Consider the following 19,153-nt stretch of genomic DNA (forward strand, 5'->3'; position numbering starts at 1 on the left):
ATTCAAATATTTAACCAATTATCTGCTTATGATTTCTAGCAATAAAATTACGGAAATTTTTTGTCTTATCGACGATTTTTGCATAGAATTGGACCAAGTTCTTGACAAGAAAGGGATCGATGATGGCTCCGGAAGAAAAAGACGCAACAGGGCCTCGAAAATGTCCCAGAGCGAAGTGATTACCATTATGGTACTGTTCCACCAAAAAGGATACCGCTGCCTAAAGCACTTTTACCTCGACCATGTCTGTAAACATATGCGGGAGGACTTTCCCCGTACGGTATCCTACAATCGTTTTGTGGAGCTGCAGCAAAAGGCCGTTGTCCCTATGGTACTGTTCCTGCAAATATGCTGTTCGGGCCAATGTTCGGGAATATCCTTTATGGATTCCACCTTGATAAAGGTATGCCATAGCAAAAGGGAAAAACAGAACAGGGTATTCAAGGGAATAGCCGAAAAAGGCAGGGGCAGCATGGGGTGGTTCTTTGGTTTCAAGCTCCATATCATTATCAACGAAAGGGGGCAGATCATCGATTTCCTCATTACAAAGGGCAATGTGGACGACCGCCAGCCGCTCAAGGACAAGACTTTCCACAACAAGGTCTTCGGGAAGATATTCGCCGATAGGGGCTACATCGGAAAGGACCTGTTCGAAGAGCTGTTCGTGGATGGGATACATCTGGTGACCAAAATAAAAAAGAACATGAAGAATACCTTGATGCACCTATATGACAAAATATTGCTCAGAAAAAGGGCCGTTGTGGAAAGTGTCAACGACATCTTAAAGAACCAGTGCCAAATAGAGCACACCAGGTACAGAAGCTTTGGGAATTTTATCACCAACATGATCTCGGGCCTTATTGCCTATGCCTTTTATCCAACAAAACCCAACATCAATATTGACAACCTACAAAGAATTGGGTAATCCTTATATCGAACTCACGTTAAATAGGATAGGCTTAAAGAAGTTGAGCAGAGCAATTACCAAAAAAAATCCCCATCACAAAAGAGCGACAGGGACTTAGTATAAATTAGATAATTTAGATTCTTAATCGATCAGCCCAAATACTCTTGGTAACCACAAAGACAGTTCGGGAACATAAGTGAGAAGTAAGAGCACAGTTGTCATTGCTGCCAAAAAGGGCAATAACGGCTTAATCACTTTTGTGACGGGTACTTTGGCGACGCCACTACCCACAAACAGCAGCGTTCCTACAGGCGGGGTACATACCCCAATACATAAATTGAGAACTATTACCATTCCAAATTGAACCGGATGCATCCCTAATGCCATAACTACAGGCAAAAATATAGGCGTAAAAATGAGTACTGCTGGGGTCATATCCATAAAGGTACCAACCACCAATAAGGTAATATTAATAAAAAGCAGTACCAATAAAGGATTCTTTACAGATTCCAAAAGGAAGCCTGTGAACGACTGAGGAATAGATTCGAAAGAGAACAACCAGGACATGGCCATGGAAGTTGAAATCAAGAACATAACTATAGCGGTGGTCTTGGCACTACGTAGTAGGATAGGCCTAAAATCGGCAAACTTAAGTTCCCTATTAATAAAACCGAGCAAAACTGCATATACAACAGCGATGGCGGCTGCTTCCGTAGCCGTGAAAATCCCCGCCACAATACCGCCTACCACAATTACCAAAAGGGTTAGGCTTAAAATGGCATTCTTAAAATCGAGGAATAACTTTTTAAAACCTACCCTTTCTTCCTTAGGCAATCCCCTTTTTCGACCATATAAATAGACCATAAGCATAATAGCCAAGCCCACCAATATTCCAGGAATATATCCGGCAATGAACAGGGCCGCAACAGAGGCGGTACCCCCACTGGCCAAGGCGAAAATTATTAAAACATTGCTAGGGGGAATCAAAAGTCCTGTCGTTGATGAACTTATATTTACAGCAGCACTAAACTCTCTGGGATAACCATCCTTTGCCATTTTCTCTGTCAAGGTGCTCCCTATGGCAGATGCAGCGGCAATGGCCGAACCGGATATAGCACCAAATAACATAGCCGATATAACATTTACATACGCCATGCCTCCAGGCAAACTCCCAATCAGTGATTTTGCAAAATTTATTAAACGATTGGCAATACCTCCCCGGTTCATTATTTCCCCAGCCAATATAAAGAAGGGGATGGCCAATAAAGCAAAATTATCTATGCCAGTTGTCATTCTTTGACTAACCGTAGTGGTCGCTGGAATATAGGCTATATTGATCAATAATGTGATCGTGGTAGAAATTCCAATAGCATAAGCAACGGGCACCCCATAGGCCAGCAATCCCATAAAGCTAATAAACAATACTAGGATACTAATGGTTTCAATACTCATTATGGTTGGCGTTAAAGGTTATTTTAATGTGATAAAAGGAAAAGAAAATAATGATAAGGCCGCAAATTGGCACTATGGCATATACATATCCCAACGGCAACAACAAGGCTGGTGATAATTGTCCCAATTTGAGAGTGGTATACACCAAATTACCTCCACCAATTACCATAATGACCAAAGCGAAAATTGCCATTAATACCTGAATTATCCTTTGCCTTCTTTTTTGTTTGTCCATCGGAAGCTTCGCCAATAAAAAGTCCATTGACAGATGGCCTTCTTTTTGCCCATTAATGTAGGCGGCACCCAATACCGTTAACCAGATCAAAGAAAATCTAGCAAATTCCTCGGTAAAAGAACTGGATTGCCCAACTACATACCTCGAAACTACTTGCCATACCACATCCAGTACCAACAAACTAAAAATAAGTACTAACAAACCTTCAATGGCCCTATTCAATATTTTATACGTCTTTTGCATTATTGATTGTTAATTTCTTCGATTATTCTTTTCATCTTAGTATCCTTCATTAATTCTTCCAAAATAGGTTTGGTCTTTTCTACAAAAGGGCTTTTATCAGGATTATAGATTTTAACATTGGCTTTTTCAATGATTTCCATACCCTCTTTTACAGTCTCTTGCCAGTATACTTTTTGTTTTTTGACACTTTCATCCGCTGCTGCCTGCAACCACTCTTTTTCGATATCGTTCAACGTATCCCAAAACTTGGTTCCCACTACAACAACATCCGGTACCATACTATGCTCGTCTACCGTATAGAATTTACAAACTTCGTAATGGTTGGAGGTTACAAAGGAGGGGATATTGTTTTCCGCACCATCCACCACACGTTGTTGTAAAGCAGTATAAAGCTCTCCATAGGCCATTGGCGTAGCAGAGCCCCCGAGGTCGTTGACCATATTAACGGCCATTTGATCGTTCATAACCCTAATCTTTTTACCCTTTAGATCACTTGGCGTCTTTATAAAACCGTCCAAAGTATAGAAGCTTCTACTACCAGCATCATAAAAACAAAGGCCCCGAAGCAAATATTCACTTCCGCCCTCCAACAGTTCTTTTCCTATTTCCCCTTCCAATACACTGAACATATGTTCGGTATCCCTAAACAAATAAGGCACTCCCAACACCCTATATTCTGGTGAAAAGCTAGACATGGAAGCGGCACTTACCTTGGTCATGGCCACACTACCGATCTGCAGCAATTCCAATACCTCCCGCTCTGTTCCCAATTGTCCATCGGGAAATATTTTGATCTGTAACTTTCCTCCCGATTTTTCATTAAGTGCCTCTTGCATGGCCAATATTCCTTTATGGACAGGATGGGTTATCGGCAGGGAATGGGCAAAGAATAAAGTTTTGTGATTTGTTATATCAGAACAAGAGTACAAACCTAAACACGCCAAAATCCCAATGGCAACAATTAATTTTTTTCCTAGGGCTTTATAATCCTGCATATACATTTATTTACTTGAGCGTTAACGTTAACGTTATTAACCTTTATATTCTATTTCCAGAAAACTTTAAAAATACTCTTTTTTTAAAGTTTAACAACAATTCCTTACAATTCTAGCCAAATAATTGTGATTTCTTCAATTATCGACCCTCCAATTTAAAATTAAATTATGTGCCTGTTATGAGCATTTCCCTTATACCTTTTTCCAGGCCATAGAGCTCTGCCATACCAATAGCCCTCCCAATTAGAGAATATCCCGAGTAAAACTCGTCCTTCCTTTTTTTATCGTCCAACAAAACATGGCCATGATCTGGTCTAATTGGAATCCCAACATCCCCTTCCCCACTCATGTGCCTTTTCCGTTGTTCCTCAACAATCGCTACCATTATCTTGGCCATAGGTAAGGACCCATCCAAATGGGCGGCTTCGTAAAATCTACCATCTTGCTCCCTGGATACATTTCTTAGATGCAAAAAATGAATTTGTGACCCAAAATCATGAATAATCTTAACAAGGTCATTGGTACTAACTGCCCCCAAAGATCCTGAGCAAAAGGTTAATCCATTGCTGGAAGAGGGTACACAATCTAAAATAAATTTTAAATCGTCATAGGTAGAGGCAATTCGAGGAATACCGAATACTGGAAATGGCGGGTCATCCGGATGCAATGCCATTTTCACTCCCAACTTCTCAGCTTCTGGAATAACGGCTTTCAGAAAATAAGCCAGATTTTCCCTTAAATCCGGTTTTTCAATTTTGCTTACTTCCTCTAGGGTCGACCTAAAATCAGTAAGGGCAATGGCCTCTTTAGAACCTGGCATTCCGGCCAAGATAGCACTTTTAAGCCGTTCAAGTTCCTGCTTATCTAGGGCATTATAATAATGTTCAGCCTTTTGAACCATAGGCACACCGTAAACTTCTTCCGCCCTATCCCTTTTAAGAATGAACAAATCAAAAGCGGCAATGGCAACGGGATCATACAATAAACTTATGGCCCCGGTTGGAAGCTCATAATATAAATTGGTACGGGTCCAATCGATCAGTTGCATAAAATTATAACAGACCACTTTAATATCGTTTTCTGCCAAATTCTTAAGAGTTTCAATATAATTCCGAATGTAGATATCCCTTTCGGGCAAACCGTACTTGATGGCCTTATGGATATTAACACTTTCCACAACGGACCATTCCAGGCCGTTAGACTCTATTTCTCCTTTAAGTTCCCTTATTATTTTGGATGACCAAACCTCTCCGATGGGCACTTGATGGCAAGCAGTCACAACCCCGGCAACACCAAGCTCCTTGATATCCTTTAGGGACACCCCAAAACTAGGTCCGAACCAACGCAGTGTTTTCTTTAAATATTGCATGGATTATACTCCCGAAAAAGAACTAAATCCACCGTCGATCTCATAGATACTTCCTGTAACAAATGAAGAAGCATCACTGAGTAGATAGTGCACCATTCCGTTAAGTTCAGAGGCATCCCCAAAGCGTGCCATTGGGGTATTGGTAATAATTTTTTCTCCCCTATCGGTAAAGGAACCGTCTTCATTGGTTAAAAGTCTTCTATTCTGATTGCCGATGAAAAACCCAGGAGCAATGGCATTTACTCTAATCTTGTCACTGAATTTAGAGGCTAGTTCATGGGCCATCCACTTGGTGAAAATATCTACTCCTGCCTTGGCCAACGAGTACCCCAAGACTCTTGAGATGGTCTGTTTAGCCGCCATGGAAGAGATATTTACTATGGACCCAAAGCCTTGCTTTGCCATAATTTCACTTAATACTATTGTAGGAATTACGGTACCAAACAAATTTATATCCACTACTTTTTGGGTATCACCAAGTTCAATATCAAAAATGGTCTGATCAGGTTTCAAAGTAGCTCCTGGAATATTGCCACCAGCCAAATTCACCAGTCCGTCCAACTTTTTAAACTTAGTGATTATAGTGTTCTTCAATTCGGATAATTGCTTTTCGTCCATTACATCAAGAACGAATAAATAAGCACTATTAGGTCCAATCGCATTTAATTCTTTGCATTTTTCCTCTAGCTTATCCAAGGATCTCCCCAAGAGCAATACCTTGGCTCCGTTTTCCACAAGATATTTGGCAATTGACCCTCCTAAAGTGCCAGTGGCACCGGATAAGGCATATATTTTATTTTCAATCGAAAAAAGTTCACTCATCAATTTTAATTTTATTATTCTAGTTCAATGAAACCCAAATATAACACAAGGAAATAATAATGGGCATTAATATATAAGATTTACCCCAAAGTAATAATCGCAAAGGTTTGCATAGTTTAAAAAACCTCTTTAAGTCTAACTATAAAATGAAGACTAACATACTTCCCTATTTTTTGGCCATTTTATAGCCTTCAATAGTCGTATAATATTTGGTAATCATATTAGGTATCTCCCAGTTGGGCAATTTACCTTCTTCCAGATACCGCAAATAATTTTGGGTTACTTGGCCAAAATGTGCCTCATGACCAATCTTAAATTCATCGGGAATACTAATTTTCCACATATTTTCTGACACTTTTTCAGCTTTCGTTCCTGGAAATTTAGCACTTATAGTCTGCTCAAGTGCATTGGAAATTAGATTATCAAAATTCTCCCCGCCTTTGGATTTTATATATAAGGTAGGCTTATAATTTTCCTCCTTACCCTGTTTGATAATAAGATCACTTTTTGTCCCCCTCATTATGCTATAATGAGTATCCCCGGTGCCCTCAGGGGCTTCATAATTCCATATCACCGATACCTTGGCATACTTCCCCTTAATTTTATAAAGCATTTCCCCATTGCAATACACCTTAAGTTTATCGCCATCGATATCCTTTTTAAGATAATCAGGAAAACTATCCAGTCCTGTCACTCTTTTAAATTCTTCCAGAGTCAACACCGTAGGCCAGCGTCTAGCTTTAACCATTTCTATATCCGTACGATCAATAATTTGGTCTGGAAAAAGTTCCCATTGCACCAAATCCACCAAATGAGTGGTTACATCCACTATTCCCTCACCCTCTTCATTCACGTCAAAAAACCATGCAGGCCTTACCAATGGCTGGCCAGAAACATACTTAAAAAAATGGTGTACACTTTCCTTAATTATAGCCGGTTCCTCAGGACTTCCTTCCAACACCTGACCAAATACCTCTGGCAACATGGAAAACTGCCTTTGCATTCCGGTTGTAACCTCAAAACGCTCTGTCATTATATCATAAATCATTACTCCTTTATCTTTAGCAATTTTGAAAGCCTCTTCCAATTTCTGAAAACCCTCTGGGTTAATTACCAATGGCTTGTCCGCATAAACGTTTAATCCTGCCTTTACGGCTGCTAAAATATAATCTATCTTTTTGGAGTTTTTCCCTGCCACCACCATGACGTTACCTGGTTTTTGGGCAATCATTTTTTCTAAATAATCATCCCCAAAATAATTATTGACCTTCCAATGGGTGGGGGTTTCGGACCTTGAATTGTAAGATTCAATTTTACTTAAAAAATCGCTTACCTCTGGTCCTTCGGGTGCAAAAACATAAATCGTAGAATCTACCCCCTTATACATTGTTTTTTGGACCAAGGCGGCATGAAAATGCCCTGGATCCAAGGTCATTAATTTTACCATATCCGGTGCACTATCGGCAGTTACTTTCACTTCTACTTTTTTTTGACCACAACTAAGACATAGGACTAAAAGGAGGGTCGATACACAATACTTCATTTATTGGATTTTTTTATGGATAATGACAAACCCTCCTCGGGTCAAACTATTTAGACCAAAGGAGGGGTTGTTTTTACATCATTCAATATACAACATGTTTATTAAACTTTTACATGGTCTGTACCGTAAGGCTTTCTCTGCTCCCTATGTAACATGGCGTTGGCCTCATTATCATTAATAAACATCTCCTTCTCGTTATCCCATTCCAATTTTCTGTCAAATTGCATTGCGATGTCGCTTATCAAGCATACAGTACAGGCTTTATGTCCCTTTTCAATAGGCGATATTGGCGCTTTTCTAGTTTTAATACAATCTAACCAGTTACCGTGCTGATCATCAATTTTATACAAATGGGTCTCGTTCTCCCCAATTACCGATTCCAATATCTTGGGATCAGAAGCATTAAGTGCTAGACTACTCTTTTCCTGATCAACTGGATCGGAGGCAGAGGCCTGATAGGAACCACGGGATACAAAGATCCAACCATCGGTACCTTCATAACGTATTCCATTGGTATAACCACCACTTGTATAGACCGTAATTCCGTTGTCATATTCATGTTTCACAAAAAAATCGCCATGTACGTTCCACAGTCCGGATTTTGGAAATTCAGCCAATGCCTCCACGGAAATGGGACCTGAAAGCTCGGTATTCATACCCCAAGCGGCAGAATCGTAATGATGCTGTCCCCAACCGGTAATCATTCCAGCTCCATAATTCCTTGAACGCAACCAGCCTGGTCTGCCGTAACCCTGTTGAGGATGCACCCCGATCTCTGTATATGGCACTTCAGGGGTTGAACCTAACCACATATCAAAATTTAAATTACTAGGTACCGGCATTGCAGGTGCATCCGGTCCTGCGGGATCTCCGGGAAGTCCGATCTTAACCGTATGTATTTTACCTATACGACCATTTCTCACCAATTCGGCCGCGACTCTAAATTGGGGCATAGCCCTTTGTTGGGTCCCGACTTGAAGAATAACGCCTGTTTTTTGAACGGCATCACGCAACTGCTGACCTTCCCTTACTGTAAGGGAGGTAGGCTTTTGCACATAAATATCCTTACCTGCCAAAGCTGCCTCCATCGCAGGTTGTGAATGCCAGTGATCCGGAGTACTTATTACCACGGCATCTATATCCTTATTAAGTAACATTTCGCGATAATCATCATAAATCTTAGTGTCCATGTATTTATCCTTCCCAGTTTTCTGCTTATAGAAGCCATCAACCAAAACCTTGGCATCGGCAGCCCTATTGGAATCCAGATCACATACTGCAACGTAACGGGCCTGATCAAATCTTATGGTATCGTGAATATCGTGATCACGAGCAATTCGTCCACATCCAATTTGTCCTATATTTATTTTATTACTGGGTGCGTTTTTCCCAAATACACTGGCAGGCACTATGGTTGGAAATCCAACCACGGCAGCAGTGGTCAATAAGGAGTTATTAATAAACTTTCTTCTTTGCATTTTTTTACTTTTTTATTAATTAACTATTCAGTGGAAAGCTTAGGCTATCGCCCCGCTCTATCCATTACTCTTTAATTATTTTAGGCAGGGCAGCAAAACTTTTCCAATACGATTCCGCTTCCTCGGCTGTAAGTTTGCCATCAAAAACCACCATTCTATATTTTAAACGATAGTCTTTATTGGGTTCAATTTTCCATTCTTCATGACGTATAGGACAGAATTCGAAAAACATATCCCCCCTACCTCCATTTCCATCAATGGGCCATATACGCATTGGTTCAGGATGGGACCTATTTTCAGGATAACTTAAAAACAAAACTCCATTGGTCCCCTTGCCGTCTGAGGATTCCCCAGTTACCATGCACCAGCGGGCGTTGGTTCCATCTGCCGTGAGGCGATCGTTGCCTTCCGAAGTAAGCACAGAACAATTATCCTTATGCCAGCGCTCGGTAAACCTCATCCCCAAACCTCCTCCATAGCGATAGGCTTCAAAAAGAATACCATTATCCAAAGGAGAGTTAAAATTGGATGTATAATCTATCATATACCGATCTGGGCGACCCAGGTCCCACACCTTAACATCCAAGTCTTCGTTCAAGGCAACGCGATTTTCCTCTGATGCTTTTAGGTTAATATGTTCTTGACGGGCACTGAAACCTCCATATACGGCTCCAGAACAGGTGTCTTTAAAATCCTTAAAAAGCACCGTCCCTTGTCGCTCCACCAAATTCCAGAAGTCGACCCGTTCCCCTTCAATCTGGGTATGTGTCCATGGGCCCCATATGCCATAATGATGGTAATGGTCTGGAGGTTGAATTCGACTAAGGGTATCTCCCGAGGGAGAAAGCATAGGATGGAGGTATCCGGATTTTTGAAAGATGGAATCCACACCTTCTGGAGGATAGGTCATTCCATATCTATAGGTTAGCAATGGAATGGAACCTTTTGACAATTGAAGGTTTCCATTGCTTTTATCCATTTTAATCCCTTCCCTGCTATCGGTCTTGGCTTCTGCCTTAGCTATTTCATAGGAACTGTCACTTTTAGAGGTATGAACAAACCATAGCGTATTTTGCTCATGATCTATTTGAAAAGGAATTTGTTTACCCTTATTCATCAATACCAAATTACCTTGGTCGTCCAGACCTCCCAACCCTAAAGTATCAACTTTTAAAGAAATTGGGGAAGCTTGTGAAAGTCCATCATCCTCCACTATTTTAAAACTATACTTTATCTTGTTATTACATGATAACAGCATAACAACTAGAATAAAAAATAAAATATGTTTCATTTAAACAGATTCGAATGATGGAATTTACAAAAAACTAATTAACTCAACTTCACTATAAAGATTCTGGGATAGTTGTCAAGGGTGGAATATTATTTTCAGCCCCTGGATATCCTTCATTTTGATTTATTATCCCCTGCGTATTGGCATTAATTGCCGAAGCAGGAATTGGCCATAACACATGATAAGGACTCATGGTGTATTCATCGCCGTGAATTGTTTTCACACCTTTATTATAAAAGTCGGTAACCTCCATTATTCGGTCATACCAAAAATTATCGGTAGAAAAGTTATCCAAATTATAGGTCTTACCATTGTATGCTGCTTTACCCGTCTTAGCAAAAATATAGGCAATACGTGTCAACTCAGTTTTCCTTCCTTCCTCATAATACAATTCCCTTGCACGCTCATCCAAGATATAAGCAATATCCACATCGGTAGCAGTAATTTCATCTGCCTCTGCCCTTCTTCTAACAACATTAATATCATCTGCCGCAGCACCTAAATTCCCTTTCCAGAAGTAAGCCTCAGCCCTTAACAAATAAGTTTCAGCAACTCTATACACATACCAATCTCCATGACCTCCCTGGGGTTTAACATTAAGTGGGTCTGGAACAAAAAATTTATAATGTGGAAAGCCATACCAATTCCTTATAGTATCTGAACAAAGTGGAGTTCCATTGGGCAAATAAAGTTCCAAATTTTTTCCGTAATAAGTATTTCCAGCATCTTGCAAACTAGGAGCATTGTAGACTAAATCTTCCATGTCATACCAATTGCCCAACTTATGACGTTGGTCATTATTTGCATCTTTCCAAATGGCCTTGGTACTATAATGTGTACCCCTATTTCTACCAATACCCCTACCTATTGACGTAACTTGATCTATATCTATCCCCGGGGCATCCGACATACCATTCTGACCATCCGGAGTATTGATAAAGCGCCACCAGAGTGGAACTGCTTGTCTTTGAATACTGGTACCACCAGCATAGTCACCATTATCCTCATAACCCAACCTATCTATAACAACCAATATTCCCTCTGAGTTACCGGGGATACTCTTGTTTTCTACCCGGTGTAAATCCCAAGTGACATCCTTTGTTGCGTTACCTGCATCAATCCCAAACCTATCCGTTGTCAGTGTATGAGTACTTCCTGTAATTATTTGGGTAGAAGAAGTTAACGCTGCATCAAAATCACCAAGGGCAAGATTAACTTTTGTCAGTAGATGTAAAACCGCATCTTTATTTATATTACCATTATTGGCAACTACATTCACCATAGGAACCGCTAAATTGAGGTCCTCCTGCATTTTTCTAAGGATGGTTTCTCTAGCTGTAGTAACAAAATCCAAGCGTGCTGAGGTAATCTCTTCCAATATTAAAGGGACATCTCCAAACTGCTGGGTCAATCTATAATACCTATAAGCTCTATGAAACAAGGCACGTCCCAAAATATCATTTTTTTGCGCGTCACTTTCAAACTCTGCATCATCCAATCTTCCTATAACGGTGTTGGAATACTTAATGCCTTTATAAAACTCCTCCCAAAACCATCCTATTCGGTTAAAGTTGGCACTATTCAGGTTGGCATCGGGTAAAATCAATAGATTTAAATCCTGGGCAGGACCTGATTTATCCGTAGTACCTTCTACTGAAACCTCAGAAAAGATATTCTCTGTAATCATAGGTGCACCATCTCCATAAAATTCTGCCCTTAAATTCCTCATAGCCTGTGACAAAAGGCTATTTAATCCTTCTGGCGTATTCAGGGCATTACTAGGAGTAAAGAACGATTGTGGATCTGCATCCAAGAATTCTTCCTCACAGCCCGTGAAAGCTAAGGCCACAATTAGGGTAAAGCTTAAAAAGGCTTTTCTATAGTTGTATATAATATTTCTCATTGTTATTGTTTTTTTATTAAAGACTTAAATCAATTCCAAAGGTGAAAAACCTAGGTGTTGGCAAACTTGGATCAGTACTTCCGTTGGAATTTCTTCCGTCTATATTGGTTGGCTCTGGATCGTAAAAGTCCCAATGAGGTGCATAAACCGCAACATTTCTAGCGTTGGCATATAACCTAAGACTCTGTAAAGACAATTTTTCAAGAAGGGGTTTTGGAAATCTATAAGCAATGGTAATATTACTTAAACGGATAAATGAAGCATCTCTCCAAATGGCAAAATTGGAACTACCATCACTTGAAAACAATCTTGCATAGTCGTTAATTGGATTATCCGGAGTCCAGAACGGTGTTTGAATGGAATTGGTCCTATCTATAAAACCGTTTCTATTTTTTGCTTCATTAAATACTCTTTTTTGACCCCAATTGGAATATACCTCAAAGGAGAAATCAAAATTCTTCAACAAAGAAAATCTATTGGACATCGCCCAACTAAACCGTGGTGATCTATGTCCCTGGAAAACATTATCGTCCACGGTAAAATCTCCACTATTATCCACATCATTAATTTTCCAGTCACCAGGAAAAACACCGAATTCCGCAGCTTGAGTAGCTTCATTAGTCTGCCAGATGCCAATTGCTTCCTGTCCCCAAATAACGTCAGTGGCCTGCCCTATAAAACGTTGATTAGTTATGTCATCCAATTCCTTTCCATTTTCATCAAGATCTCCATATAATTTCCTAATCTCATTTCGATTCAAAGAGAAATTAAAACTGGTATTCCATTGAAAATTTTCCCTGTTATAATTTTGGGTGGCCAAGGTGAATTCCAAACCTTTGTTCTCTATTTCCCCCAAATTGGTAGTTACGTTGTTGAAACCGATAATATTAGGCAACTCTCTGGTAACAATAAGATCGTTGGTAATATTTTGGTAGGCTTCAATAGAACCTTCAACCACTCCGTTGGCCAAACTAAAATCCAAACCTAAATTGGTAGCTTTGGTTCGCTCCCATCTCAGCTCCGTATTTTCCTGGGTTCCATTGTCGAATGTAGGAACTGTAATAATATTACCACCAGCATCCACGTTTAAATATTTGTTGGCACCAAGTCTTGATAGTGCAGTAAACCTTCCAATATCCCTATTCCCGTTTTCCCCATAAGACAATCTAAGTTTAAGGAAATTAACAAATTCCGAATTAAAAAAAGATTCATTGGAAATGGTCCAAGCACCTGCTATGGACGGAAAATATGCTCGTTTATTGTTGGTTCCAAAGGCAGAGTAACCATCTCTACGCATGGTCATAGTTAAAAGATAGCGCGAGTCATAATTATAATTCAATCGAGTCATAACTGCGTCACCCGTACTTGTTTCATCCTCGCTGTCTACTGTTTGCACTGTACCCAATTCCAATGCACTATAACCAAGGGCATCACTAGGCTCAAAAGTATTGGCCCTAGCACGTGTTAAATAGCTTTGATATTTCTCTCCATAAACTAAAAACATTAAATTAAAGGAGTGCTTATCTATAGTCTTGTCCCAGCGTAAAATGTTATCCAACTGCCATTCATTAATCTTGGTCACCTGTCTTTCAGCAGACCCTACTACATTTTGTGGGCTTGCTGCAGATGCATGGTTGTAATATTCTCGAAATTCCAAACGATTGGTATACCCTACTTCATAAGAGAAACCCAATGGCAATTTTAATTTGGCATAAACCCTAGAATTAAAGGTATGATCCAAGTCTATTCTATCGTTGAACTTCTGAGCCAAAAATGCATTAACGGCACCCGCACCATTATCGTCCTGAGGACTTAAACGTATGTTACCTTCGTCATCGAATTCAGAACCCCATGGAGAAGATCTTTCAATTTGACCACGGTCTGCTGCTATAAAACCTTCGTTACGTTTGGCAAATTGTGTATTCATCCCAATGGTCAGCCAATCCGTAATCTTAGCATCCAAATTTAATCGTGACCTCAAGGCCTCAAATTTTTCACCGTTAATAATACCCTCATTAGAGGTTCGGCCAATCGACCAATAATAATTTAATCCACCGTTTCGACCGGAGATACTGGTATTGATATCGTTACGAAAACCTTTTTGCATTATCCTATCGTACCAATTGATACTATTCCCTGCTAAATAATTTTCTATTTCTACATCCTGAAACCCTATTCTGTTCAACCATGCCCTAGTCGGGTCACCAGCAGATCCATCATAGGCCAACCATTGATCCAAGGTTACACCAGATGGCAAGTTATTGGGGTCATTATATCTTCCCGGATTATCTATAGTGTTCTGTGGATTGATACTTTTAAATACTTCAGTTCTCCAATTCACATAACCTTGTGCGTCGTATGGCCGCTCCTCATACGCATCAGAAGCCATTCCCACACTAGTATTGATATTAATGGTAGGCTTATCACTGGTTCCTCTTTTTGTGGTGACCAAAATAACACCACTTGCCCCCCTAGCCCCGTAAACGGCAGCAGAACTGGCATCTTTCATTACATCCAGTTTATCGATATCAGAAGGAGCAATATCGGATAGGTCCCCATTATAAATCATCCCATCGACTACTATTAATGGACTTGAACCGGCAGTAAGACTATTATTACCCCGGATACGAATTTGACTAGTACCCTTGGGAGAGGCGGAAAGCCCGATACTCAGACCAGCCACATTCCCTCTCAACACGTCGGTTACAGAATTGGTGGATTGATCAGAAAGTGCGGCTGCATCAACTTGGGAAATAGCCCCCGTTAGATCCTTTTTCTTAACTGCACCATAACCAACTAAAACAACCTCATCTAAGGTTGACGCAGTAGATTGCATAGTAACATTAATTTGGGCGATACCCTTTATTGGTATTTGCTGCTCTTCAAAACCAATATAACCAATAGTTAGTGTGGCATTTTGGCTGGCCACCTCAAAACTAAAATTTCCGTCAAAATCAGAAACAACCCCATTGGTTGTTCCTTTTTCAATAATTGATGCTCCCGGCAGAGGAACACCAAATTCGTCCACAACAGTACCTGAAACGGCAAAACCATCTTGCCCATAAGCGGACATTGACAATAATGTACAGAGAAACGTTAGAAGTAATAACGCCCTGCACCTAACTTTTTTAATTAAATTTTTCATACATAAATGTTTAAAGTTGGTTAGTTATTGAATTTTAGACATGACTTGAAATCCAAATCATGAGCACATTCCTGACAAATCTAAATAATTGCAACTTATTACGCAACCGATTGCATTAATATTTCAGTATTTTTTCATCAAAAAAATAGACTTTTTGTAATTTTCGCCAATAAATACGCGTAAATATGTATTAATTAAGGTTAATTCATGATTTGAATTAAATAATTATATATTATTCGTATTATTGTTGCAGAGTTTGCGCAACAATTTATAATATGGACAAGAGAATAACTATTTACGATTTGGCAAAAAAGTTAGGTGTTTCGGCCGGAACCGTAAGTAGGAGTCTTAACGACCACCCGTCCATAAGTCAAAAAACCAAAGACAGGGTAATTTCCAAAGCCAATGAACTGGGTTATAAAACCAATAAATTTGCGGTAAACCTCAGTCAACAAAAATCCAATACTATTGGAGTTATTGTTCCCAAGCTTAATTCCATTTTTATGTCCACCGTTCTGGCCGGAATCGAAAAAATAGCCAATGAGGCCGGTTACAATTTGATTATAAGTCAATCCTTAGAGTCTATGGAAAAGGAAATAATAAATGCCAAAACCCTATACGATAGCGGGGTAGATGCCCTATTGGTATCATTGGCATATGACACTTCCAACTTTGATCATTTTGCAAATTACATTAGAAACAAAATACCGCTTATCTTTATAGATAGGGTGCAAGATTTACCCAATTGTTCTAATATAATAATCGATAACAGATTGGCCGGTTTTGAAGCTACCGAACATTTAATAGCTCAGGGTTGTAAAAACCTTCTATATATAGGAGGAAACTTAAAACGTAATGTATACGCGGAGAGGTTACAGGGATTTAAAGATTCTTTAGAGAAGCATCGATTGGATTTTGACAAAACCCATTTCTTGGAAACCGATCTTAATCCCGATGATGTGGAATCTGTGACACGGCACATTGCGAATATAAAAAATCCAATTGATGGACTTTTCGTTGCCAGTGATAACTTTGCGGCCCATATCATGAAAGCACTAAAAAAAGAGAATTATAAAATTCCCCAAGACATAAAAATAGTCGGTTTTAACAATGACCCGATTTCCGAATTAATTACCCCCACTTTAACCACCATAAATTATCCTGGTTACGAAATGGGTGTTTTGGCGGGTCAAAGTGTCATTAGTCATTTAAATGGTGGCATAAATTTACAACCAACCAATGCAATCACCCTAAGACATAACTTAATAAAAAGAGAATCTACACTTAAATAATTACTTACGATGAACAAAACAGTTTACACCCTAATGACATTTCTTTTTGTTGGAACAATTTTCGCCCAAGGTCTCGAAGAATTTCCAATAACCAAACAATGGCTAGCCAAAATAGAATCCCTTGCTCCTTCTGCACCTAGAGTTAAGGCCGATACCAAAAAGATTCTGGTATTTTCACAGCATACCGGATTTTACCATTGGACCATTCCGCATAACGACGAAATGCTGAAAATCTTGGCAAGAAAATCAGGTGCCTATGAGGTCACCATTGCCCACGACATAGACAGTTTCGATAAAAAAAATCTAAAGCAATATGATGCCATAATCTTAAATAACTCCAATCCAGCAGGCCCTAAAAGAGACCTATTTTGGGATCTTTTAAAGAAAAATTCTAACCTTGATGACAAATCGATCATAGAATTGTCAGCACAATATGAAAAAAATCTTATGGATTATGTGGCCAAAGGCGGAGGTCTAATGATCATGCATGGGGCGATCACGGTTCAGAACAACTCCAAGGAATTCAGTAAGATGGTAGGAGGTAGCTTTGACTATCATCCCAAGCAACAGGAAATGCACTTAAAAGAAGTAAGCCCTGGCCATCCTTTGGTACAAGCATTTAATGGACAAGGATTTACACATGTAGACGAACCCTATTTCTTTAACAATGCATATTCCGATTATAATTTTAGACCTTTATTGTACATTGATGCAGATAAACTGGAAGGTGTTAAAAAGGAAGTCACGGACAACACTATCTACGTGTCCTGGATAAAACGGCATGGAAAAGGAAGGGTTTTTTACAGCTCACCATCCCACAATGCGCAAAGCATGGACAATCCGGAATTGCTGCAGTTCTTTTTAGATGGTATGCAATACGTGGTGGGCGACCTTAAGTGTGATGATAGCCCTATAGGAAAACCGTGATTCATTCATAAATCAATAATGTATATTCCACAAAAAATGCGCACCCTAAAAAGATGCGCATTTTTTATTTAATTCCTTAAGTAGTCGTCTTATATGACCACTCCTAAATAGTCTTATTTATTAAAATCGAAAAAGTTTTTGGCGTTATAATAAGAAATATCGGCCACAATCTTGCCCAATAATTTTTCATCTGCAGGAAGCTCCCCATTTACTACATCCTTCCCTATTAGATTACATAAAATCCTTCTAAAATATTCGTGCCTAGGAAAAGACAAAAAGCTCCTGGAATCGGTCAACATTCCTACAAAACAACTTAAAAGTCCCATATTGGAAAGCACATTCATTTGTTTTTCCATGCCATCCTTCTGATCCAAAAACCACCAACCAGAGCCAAACTGCACTTTTCCCCTTACGCTACCATCATTAAAATTACCTACCATGGTAGCGATAACTTCATTATCGGAGGGATTAAGATTGTAGATTATGGTTTTCGGCAATTGATCTGTTCCGTCCAATTCATTTAAGAAACCGCTCAATGCACGGGCCTGTGAAAAATCTCCAATGGAATCAAACCCGGTATCTGGACCCAATTTGGACAACAGCCTTTTATTATTGTCCCGGATGGCTCCTATATGGAATTGTTGTACCCATCCTTTTTTATGATAACTCCTTCCCAAAAATAATAAAACCTGTGCCTTAAAATAGTTTACCTCTTCAACAGATAATGATACACCGTCCAATACTTTTTTAAACAGACTTTCGGCATCGTAAGTACCCTCCTTGAAATAGTACAATTGCTCCAGACCATGATCCGCTAGCCTACCACCCTGTTCATGGAAATAGCTGATCCGGTTTTCCAAAGCGGCCAACAAATCATTAAAAGATTTAATATTGATATTGGAAGCTTCTCCCAATTTCTCCAAATAGGCAACGTATGCCCCACCCTGTTCTATGGCAAATGTTTTATCAGGACGGAAGGTTGGAAATACTTTAGGCGAAATTCCCTTTTGCAGTATACTTTTATGAAATTGCAAGGAGTCTATGGCTTCATCCGTGGTACATAAGGACTCCACTTTTTGCTGCTGCAACAATCCTAAGGTATGATGTGATGTTTGCTGTAACATGGCCGAGGTTCGCTCATAAATTTCTTCCGCATTCTCGGGCCCCAACAACTCTTGAATCCCAAAATAACGCTGTAATTCAAGATGCGTCCAATGGTATAACGGATTTCTTACCGTATAAGGCACTGTTTCCGCCCATTTAAGAAACTTTTCCTTGTCCGTGGCATTTCCTGTTATATAGCGCTCATCTATCCCAAAAGCACGCATGGCACGCCATTTATAATGATCTCCCGCCAACCAAGCCTGACTTATATTTTCAAAAACACGGTTATTGTTAATTTCCTGTGGTGGTAGGTGGTTGTGATAGTCAATTATCGGCAACCCTTTTGCATAATCGTGATATAACGTCTTGGCAAAGTCGCTTTGTAATAGAAAATCGTCATTTATAAAAGTCTTCATCTTTTGACCTGATTTAATTTTAGTTCTTATA

The 19,153-nt window shown here is 39.6% G+C and carries 14 protein-coding genes; 3 read left to right on the forward strand and 11 right to left on the reverse strand.

The window, feature by feature from the left end; genetic code table 11:
* Positions 1-28: 28 nt before the first annotated feature.
* On the forward strand, positions 29-925 hold the full coding sequence (locus tag CWD90_RS04350) for an IS982 family transposase (protein WP_192877985.1): 897 nt from the start codon (positions 29-31) through the stop codon (positions 923-925).
* Positions 926-1,048: 123 nt separating this feature from the next.
* Here CWD90_RS04350 and CWD90_RS04355 read toward each other — a convergent pair whose 3' ends face one another.
* The 10 genes from CWD90_RS04355 to CWD90_RS04400 all read right to left on the reverse strand — a co-directional run bounded on the left by CWD90_RS04355 (position 1,049) and on the right by CWD90_RS04400 (position 15,383).
* On the reverse strand, positions 1,049-2,359 hold the full coding sequence (locus tag CWD90_RS04355) for a TRAP transporter large permease (protein WP_192877986.1): 1,311 nt from the start codon (positions 2,357-2,359) through the stop codon (positions 1,049-1,051).
* The gene (locus tag CWD90_RS04360; RefSeq protein WP_103474700.1) at positions 2,349-2,837 is read right to left on the reverse strand and encodes a TRAP transporter small permease; all 489 of its coding nucleotides are present in this window, start codon (positions 2,835-2,837) and stop codon (positions 2,349-2,351) included. The genes CWD90_RS04355 and CWD90_RS04360 overlap by 11 nt, the downstream gene beginning before the upstream one ends.
* A complete protein-coding gene (locus CWD90_RS04365; RefSeq protein WP_103474813.1) occupies positions 2,837-3,832 on the reverse strand; it encodes a TRAP transporter substrate-binding protein in 996 nt (331 codons plus the stop codon). The genes CWD90_RS04360 and CWD90_RS04365 overlap by 1 nt, the downstream gene beginning before the upstream one ends.
* A 166-nt stretch (positions 3,833-3,998) precedes the next feature.
* Positions 3,999-5,201: a mannonate dehydratase gene (uxuA, locus tag CWD90_RS04370; RefSeq protein ID WP_103474701.1), complete on the reverse strand. Its 1,203-nt coding sequence runs from the start codon at positions 5,199-5,201 to the stop codon at positions 3,999-4,001.
* 3 nt (positions 5,202-5,204) lie between these two features.
* Positions 5,205-6,023 carry an SDR family oxidoreductase gene (locus CWD90_RS04375; protein ID WP_103474702.1) on the reverse strand — a complete coding sequence of 273 codons (819 nt, stop codon included), beginning with the start codon at positions 6,021-6,023 and terminating at the stop codon, positions 5,205-5,207.
* Positions 6,024-6,189: 166 nt separating this feature from the next.
* Complete coding sequence (locus CWD90_RS04380) at positions 6,190-7,566, reverse strand: putative oxidoreductase C-terminal domain-containing protein (protein WP_103474703.1); 1,377 nt, start codon at positions 7,564-7,566, stop codon at positions 6,190-6,192.
* 101 nt (positions 7,567-7,667) lie between these two features.
* A complete protein-coding gene (locus tag CWD90_RS04385) occupies positions 7,668-9,044 on the reverse strand; it encodes a Gfo/Idh/MocA family protein (RefSeq protein WP_103474704.1) in 1,377 nt (458 codons plus the stop codon).
* Between the two features lie 64 nt (positions 9,045-9,108).
* On the reverse strand, positions 9,109-10,335 hold the full coding sequence (locus tag CWD90_RS04390; RefSeq protein WP_103474705.1) for a DUF6807 domain-containing protein: 1,227 nt from the start codon (positions 10,333-10,335) through the stop codon (positions 9,109-9,111).
* 52 nt (positions 10,336-10,387) lie between these two features.
* Positions 10,388-12,238 (reverse strand): RagB/SusD family nutrient uptake outer membrane protein, encoded by a 1,851-nt coding sequence (locus CWD90_RS04395; protein WP_103474706.1) that lies wholly within the window; start codon positions 12,236-12,238, stop codon positions 10,388-10,390.
* Positions 12,239-12,254: 16 nt separating this feature from the next.
* Positions 12,255-15,383, reverse strand: coding sequence for a SusC/RagA family TonB-linked outer membrane protein (locus CWD90_RS04400; protein ID WP_103474707.1), 3,129 nt, complete (start codon positions 15,381-15,383; stop codon positions 12,255-12,257).
* A 275-nt stretch (positions 15,384-15,658) separates the two neighbouring features.
* Here CWD90_RS04400 and CWD90_RS04405 point away from each other — a divergent pair, with 275 nt between their 5' ends.
* Both CWD90_RS04405 and CWD90_RS04410 read left to right on the forward strand, forming a co-directional pair.
* Complete coding sequence (locus CWD90_RS04405; protein WP_103474708.1) at positions 15,659-16,675, forward strand: LacI family DNA-binding transcriptional regulator; 1,017 nt, start codon at positions 15,659-15,661, stop codon at positions 16,673-16,675.
* 9 nt (positions 16,676-16,684) lie between these two features.
* Positions 16,685-17,602: a ThuA domain-containing protein gene (locus tag CWD90_RS04410; RefSeq protein ID WP_103474709.1), complete on the forward strand. Its 918-nt coding sequence runs from the start codon at positions 16,685-16,687 to the stop codon at positions 17,600-17,602.
* 113 nt (positions 17,603-17,715) lie between these two features.
* On the opposite strand, the gene uxaC is transcribed toward CWD90_RS04410, so the two are convergent.
* Complete coding sequence (uxaC, locus tag CWD90_RS04415) at positions 17,716-19,122, reverse strand: glucuronate isomerase (RefSeq protein WP_103474710.1); 1,407 nt, start codon at positions 19,120-19,122, stop codon at positions 17,716-17,718.
* Between the last annotated feature and the right edge of the window lie 31 nt (positions 19,123-19,153).

The sequence above is a fragment of the Arenibacter catalasegens genome (assembly GCF_002909235.1).
GTDB lineage: Bacteria > Bacteroidota > Bacteroidia > Flavobacteriales > Flavobacteriaceae > Arenibacter > Arenibacter catalasegens.